Source organism: Streptomyces sp. HSW2009 (genome assembly GCF_040240285.1).
GTDB lineage: Bacteria > Actinomycetota > Actinomycetes > Streptomycetales > Streptomycetaceae > Streptomyces.
On sequence record NZ_JBEHZD010000476.1, the window covers coordinates 1 to 6,227 of the forward strand.

The following is a 6,227-nucleotide window of genomic DNA, read 5'->3' on the forward strand; positions in this document are numbered from 1 at the left end:
CCCGGGGGGGCGGGGGGGGCGACCGGGGCGCGGGCGGCGCGACCCCGGCCCCCACCCCGCGCGCCGCCCCCAGCCCCGGCCGGGGCAGCGGCAACACCAGCAATACGAGCAACACCTCGGGAGGTGACCGGCGTTGACGATCGAGGCACAGTCCCACCCCATCGCGCCCCGCCGTACGTACTTGATCGGCCGGGCCCGCCCGAACGCCATCGTCGGCAAGAACCGCGAGACGGGCGAGATCGCCCTGATCATCGCGGGCGGCTTCGTCGGCATGATGTGCGGGTTGCTCGTGCCCGTCCTGATGCTGCGCATCGTCACCCTGGTGGGCTTCCCCATGCTCGCCCTCGGCATCGTCTACGTCCCGTACCGGGGCCGCACGTTCTACAGGTGGTTCGAGATCAACCGTTCCTACCGCCGCATCCTCCGCCGCGGCGCGACCTACCGCTCCGCCGCCGCCGAGGCCGGCACCCAGTTCGACGGGCGGGAGGTCGAGATCGGCCCGCCGCCCGGCATCGGCCACATCAACTGGCTCGCGGCGCCGTTCGGGCCCGACGAGATCGCCGTGCTGCTCCACGCCGACCGGCGCACCGTCACCGCCGCCATCGAGATCGAGGGCCCGGGCGTCGGCCTGCGCGACAGCGAGGACCAGGAAGCGCTGGTCGACCGGTTCGGCACGCTGCTCAAGCACGTGGCCAACGGCGACGGCTTCGTCACCCGGCTCCAGATGCTCGCCCGTACGCTCCCCGCCGACCCCGACGCGCACGCCAAGGACGTCGAACGCCGCGGCGACCAGTCCTCCCCCGACTGGCTCAAGGACTCCTACGACCAGCTCCAGTCGATGGTCTCCACCTCGTCCGAGCAGCACCGGGCCTACCTCGTGGCCTGCATGCACTACACCCGCGAGCTGGCCTCCGAGGGCCAGGCCATGGCCCGCGCCTCCCGGCACAGCGGCAAGCGCATCGACCGCGACGCCGGCCTCGCCGTGGTGATGGCCCGTGAGCTCACCGACATCTGCGCCCGGCTCACCGAGGCCGACATCCGGGTCCGCCAGCCGCTCGGCCAGAGCCGGCTCGCCTCCCTCGTGCACTCGATGTACGACCCGGACCACCCGATCGACCACATCCAGGCCATGTCCCAGCGCAACGCCTGGCCGGCCGAGCTCGACGCCATGGAGCCCACCTACCTCCAGGCCAAGACCCGCGAGTCCGTCACCCGCACCCCCTGGTGCCACTCCACCGCCTGGGTCAAGGAGTGGCCGATGACCCCGGTCGGCGTGAACTTCCTCGCCCCGTTGCTGGTGCACACGCCCGATGTGATCCGTACGGTCGCGGTCTGCATGGACCTGGAGCCCACCGAGCTCGCCATCGAACGGATGCTGACCGAGAAGACCAACGACGAGGCCGAGGCCAGCCGGCAGGCCAAGATGAACCGCACCGTCGACCCCCGCGACATCGCTGCTCACGGCCGTCTCGACCAGCGCGGCGAGGACCTGGCGAGCGGCGCGGCCGGGGTCAACCTGGTCGGCTACATCACGGTCTCCTCGCGTTCCCCCGAGGCGCTCGCCCGCGACAAGCGCACCATTCGCGCCTCCGCGGGTAAGAGCTACCTGAAGCTGGAGTGGTGCGATCGTGAACACCACCGGGCCTTCGTGAACACCTTGCCGTTCGCGACCGGCATCCGACGATAGGGGTTGCGCCGTGGTCGATCCGATGGGCGTCATCACCGAGGCCTTCACCAGTTTCGTGTTCGGGAAGGTGGAGACGACGCGGCTGCCGGTCCGCACCTCCACCGGCCAGGCCCAGGCCGTCTACCTGCCCACCGCCGCCCCCGGGCTCGGCGACTCGGGCGTGATCATCGGCCGTGAGGTCTACTCGGGGAAGGGCTACATCTACGACCCGTTCCAGCTCTACGGCCAGCAGTTGCCCGCCCCGCACTGGCTGGTGCTCGGCGAGTCGGGCAACGGCAAGTCGGCCCTCGAAAAGACGTACGTACTGCGTCAACTGCGCTTCCGCGACCGCCAGGTGGTGGTGCTGGACGCGCAGGGCGAGGACGGCGTGGGCGAGTGGAACCTGATCGCCCAGCAGCTCGGCATCACCCCGATCCGGCTCGACCCGATGGCCGCCCTGGACGGCGGCATCCGGCTCAACCCGCTGGACCCCTCCATCACCACCACCGGCCAGCTCGCCCTGTTGCGCACCATCATCGAGGTCGCCATGGGGCACGGCCTGGACGAGCGCTCCGGCTTCGCGCTGAAGGTGGCACACGCGTACGTCAACGAGACGGTGACCGACCGGCAGCCGGTGCTCACCGACATCGTCGAGCAACTGCGCCACCCGGAGCCGGAGTCGGCCGAGTCGATGAACGTCGACCTGGACGACGTGCGCGCCTGGGGCCTGGACGTCGCCCTGGTCCTTGACCGGCTGGTCGACGGTGACCTGCAGGGCATGTTCGACGGGCCGACCACGGCCGGCATCGACCTGGACGCGCCGCTGATCGTCTTCGACCTCTCGCACATCGACCGCAACTCGATCGCCATGCCGATCCTGATGGCGATCGTCGGCGTCTGGCTCGAACACACCTGGATCAGGCCGGACCGCAAGAAACGCATCTTCCTGGTCGAAGAGGCCTGGCACATCATCAACTCGCCCTTCGTGGCCCAGCTCTTCCAGCGGCTGCTGAAGTTCGGCCGCCGCCTCGGCCTCTCCTTCGTCGCCGTCGTCCACCACCTCTCCGACGTCGTCGACGGCGCCGCTGCCCGGGAGGCCGCGGCCATCCTCAAAATGGCGTCGACCCGGACGATCTACGCCCAGAAGGCCGACGAGGCCCGCGCCACCGGCCGGGTGCTCGGCCTGCCCCGCTGGGCCGTGGAGATCATCCCGACCCTCACGCCCGGCATCGCGGTCTGGGACGTCAACGGCAACGTGCAGGTCGTCAAGCACCTGATCACCGAGGCCGAACGCCCCCTGGTCTACACCGACCGGGCGATGACCGAGGACTCCATGACCGCCGCGCTGGCCGCCGAGGCCGAAGCGGAGGCGGAGGCCAGGGCAGCCGCCGCCGTCGAGCAGCGGTTCGCGGAGGAGGGCTTCGACGAGCCGTACGGGCCTTACGCGCCCTACGGCTCCCCCGCGTCCGGCGCGTCGCCTGAGTCCACGGTGGCCTAGGGCATGGCCGCACCCAAGCGGGACGGCGGGCCCGAGCGTGGCATTCCCGACGGCCTGCTCATCGGCGCGCTGCTGTTCCTGATCAGCATCACCCTGCTGGCCTGGCTCGCGACCGGGCTCGCCGGGCTGTTCGTGCACGGCAGTTGGCCGACGGACGTGTCCTTCATCCGCACCCCGCTCGCCATTCGCCACCTGGCCCAGGACCCGGGCGACCTGCCGACCGCCTGGCCGCACACCCCGGCCGACGAACTCTCCGGGTACGGGCTGTTCTGGGGCATCTTCATCAGCGAGTTGCTCGTCCTGCTGGTGGTCACGGTCTTCGTGGTCGGCACCGTCGCCCGCTACCGCCTGATGCGCGCCCGACGGGCCGCCGACCGGCGGGCCGCCCGTGCCGCTCAGCAGGACACCGCCGGCCACCCGCGCGCCGCCCGGCCCCCCGCCGCCCCGCAGGTGGAGCGGCAGCCGGACGCGTACGCACCGGGCCCGGTCGAGGCCGCGCCCCCGCCCGACCCGTCGTCTCACCAAGGCTCGACCGCCCAGGCCCCCGCGCCGGCCACGCACCCGACCGGCCCCGCCCCGCACATCGACCCGGCCGCCTACTTCACCGCCGTCTTCCCGCCTCCGGGCACCGGCCAGAACGCCGCGCCCACCCCCCGGGCCGCACAACAGCAACAACGACAACAGCCGCAGGAGCACGGAGCACACCAGCCCGGCGACCCGACGGCCCCGACGCCCCAGGCAGCACCGGCCGCCGTCGCCGAACCGGCCGCCACCCCGCTCACGGCCCCACCGCCGACCGCGCCATCGACCGCACCAGCAGCCACGCCGGCAACCCCGTACGGCACGACGCCCGTGCACGGCGTCCCGGCGCAGCGCGGACCCGGCTGGCCGGGCGCCGAGCCGCCGCGGGTGCGGTACGGGACGGCCGCCGACCGGCAGGAAGCCGCCCTGCACGCGATCTTGGACGCGGCCGGGCCGACCCTGGTGACCAGCAGCGACGCCACGCTCTGGGCGGAGACCGCGGGCACCCGCGCCAAGCTCGGCCCGGTGCACGTCTTCGACCCCACCCATCTGCTGGACACCCCGGCCCGGCTGCGCTGGAACCCGGCCGGCGGCTGCGAGGCGCGCGAGGTGGCCGCCGCCCGGGCCACGGCCCTGCTCGCCCCGGTGCGCCCGGCGTCGCTCATCGAATCGGCGACGGCCGACGCGGCCGAGACCCTGCTGCGCTGCTGGCTGCACGCGGCGGCCGTGGACGGCCGCCCGTTCCGCCAGGTGCACCGCTGGGCGCAGGGCACCGCGGCGCACGAACCGGTGCGCATCCTCCGTACCAGCCCCAAGGCGAGCAGCGGCATGGCCGGCGAGTTGGAATCGGCGCTCACCGCCCACCCGGAGCGCCGGGACCAGGCCCAGGAGCTGATCACCACGGCGCTCGGCGCGCTGTCCTCGATCCATATCAGGGACGCCTGTAGCGCCAGCCGGGCCGACGCCCTCGCGCTGGAAGCCTTCATCGCCGAGGGCGGGACGCTGTACGTGGTGGGCGAGTCGTTGGAGGACCCGCGGAACCGGCCGGGGGCGATGCCGTTGCTCACCGCGTTGGTCGCCGGGGTCGTGGAGCAGGGCCGCAGGTTGGCCGAACGTTCCGCCGATGGCCGGCTCGACCCGCCGTTGACCCTGGTCCTGGACGACATCGCGGGCGTCGCCCCGTTCCCCGCCCTGCCGGACGTGGTGGCGAACGGCCCGGCCAGCGGCCTCCAGCCACTGGCCCTGATGCGCTCCCGGGAACAGGCCAGGACCCGCTGGCCCCGCACCCACGGCAGCCTGGTCGACTAGGACCGGCCGGCGCCCCCGCCGCGTCCCACCCGGCGACCGGACTCCGCCCCTGCGACCGATCTACAGCAGGTCCCCGGCCGGTCCCCGGCCGGTCTACGGCCGCTCCACGCCCGGTTCACGCCCGCAGCAGGGCGCCGAGCCGGGCCGCCTGCCGCGTCAGATGGTCGCGTTCGGCGAGGTTGGGTGCCGGGTGGGCGGCCTCGACGTACAGCCGCCGCGCGGTGACCAGGTCGCCGTCGCGCTCGTGCAGGTACGCGGCCACCGCCCGGTAGCGGGGCAACGTGTCCTCCAGCGCGGCGAGGGCGGCGAGCCCGGCGCGCGCCCCGTCGGCCTCACCGACGGCCACCGCGCGGTTGAGCCGTACGACGGGACTGTCGGTGAGCCGCACCAGTTCGTCGTACCACTCGACGATCTGCACCCAGTCCGTCTCGTCCGCGGTACGGGCGTCCGCGTGCAGTGCCGCGATGGCCGCCTGGGCCTGGAACTCGCCGAGCCGGTCGCGGGCCAGCGCGGCCTGGAGGATCGCGACGCCCTCGGCGATCACCGTGGTGTCCCACCGGCCGCGGTCCTGCTCGGCGAGCGGCACCAGGCTCCCGTCGGGCGCGGTACGGGCGGCGCGCCTGGCGTGGTGCAGCAGCATCAGCGCGAGCAGCCCGGCCACCTCGGGGTGATCGATGGTGGACGCGAGTTGCCGGGTGAGCCGGATGGCCTCGGCGACCAGGTCGACGTCGCCCGAGTACCCCTCGTTGAAGATCAGGTACAGCACCCGCAGCACGGTGCCGACCTCGCCCGGGCGGTCGAACCGTACGGCGGAGACGGTGCGCTTGGCGCGGCTGATGCGCTGCGCCATGGTCGCCTCGGGCACCAGGTATGCCTGGGCGATCTGCCGGGTGGTGAGCCCGCCGACGGCACGCAGGGTGAGGGCGATGGCGGAGGACGAGGTGAGCGAGGGGTGGGCGCAGAGGAAGTAGAGCCGGAGGGTGTCGTCGGCCGCGGACACCGGGCCGGGCGCCGGCTGCTGTTCGATGAGGTCCTCGCGCCGGCGCCGGGCGGCGTCCGCGCGCGTGGCGTCGAGGAACCGCCGCCAGGCCACGGCGACCAACCAGCCCTTCGGGTCCCGCACGGGCCCGCCGGCTCCGGCCGTCTCATCCGCCGGTCCGTCGCGGTCTCTTATACACAACACCGACCCCACGAGCCGGGCGCCGAGGGGGGAGGACCGCGGGTGGGTGGTAA

The 6,227-nt window shown here is 73.3% G+C and carries 4 protein-coding genes; 3 read left to right on the plus strand and 1 reads right to left on the minus strand.

What is annotated here, in order from left to right; translation table 11 throughout:
• Window positions 1-139: 139 nt before the first annotated feature.
• From AAHZ94_RS26655 to AAHZ94_RS26665, 3 genes are read left to right on the plus strand one after another with little or no spacing between them, the layout of a single operon-like run.
• Window positions 140-1,687, plus strand: a complete 1,548-nt coding sequence (locus tag AAHZ94_RS26655; protein WP_349995896.1) for an SCO6880 family protein — start codon at window positions 140-142, stop codon at window positions 1,685-1,687.
• 22 nt (window positions 1,688-1,709) lie between these two features.
• The gene (locus AAHZ94_RS26660) at window positions 1,710-3,164 is read left to right on the plus strand and encodes an ATP-binding protein (protein WP_502964792.1); all 1,455 of its coding nucleotides are present in this window, start codon (window positions 1,710-1,712) and stop codon (window positions 3,162-3,164) included.
• A 3-nt stretch (window positions 3,165-3,167) separates the two neighbouring features.
• A complete protein-coding gene (locus AAHZ94_RS26665; RefSeq protein ID WP_349995895.1) occupies window positions 3,168-4,994 on the plus strand; it encodes a hypothetical protein in 1,827 nt (608 codons plus the stop codon).
• Between the two features lie 115 nt (window positions 4,995-5,109).
• Here AAHZ94_RS26665 and AAHZ94_RS26670 read toward each other — a convergent pair whose 3' ends face one another.
• Window positions 5,110-6,174, minus strand: a complete 1,065-nt coding sequence (locus tag AAHZ94_RS26670; protein WP_349995898.1) for an RNA polymerase sigma factor — start codon at window positions 6,172-6,174, stop codon at window positions 5,110-5,112.
• Window positions 6,175-6,227 lie beyond the last annotated feature (53 nt).

Excerpts from the sequence above, each read along its gene's own strand:
- AAHZ94_RS26660 (WP_502964792.1), top strand. The coding sequence starts at position 1,710 with ATGGGCGTCATCACCGAGGCCTTCACCAGTTTCGTGTTCGGGAAGGTG.
- AAHZ94_RS26665 (WP_349995895.1), top strand. The coding sequence starts at position 3,168 with ATGGCCGCACCCAAGCGGGACGGCGGGCCCGAGCGTGGCATTCCCGAC.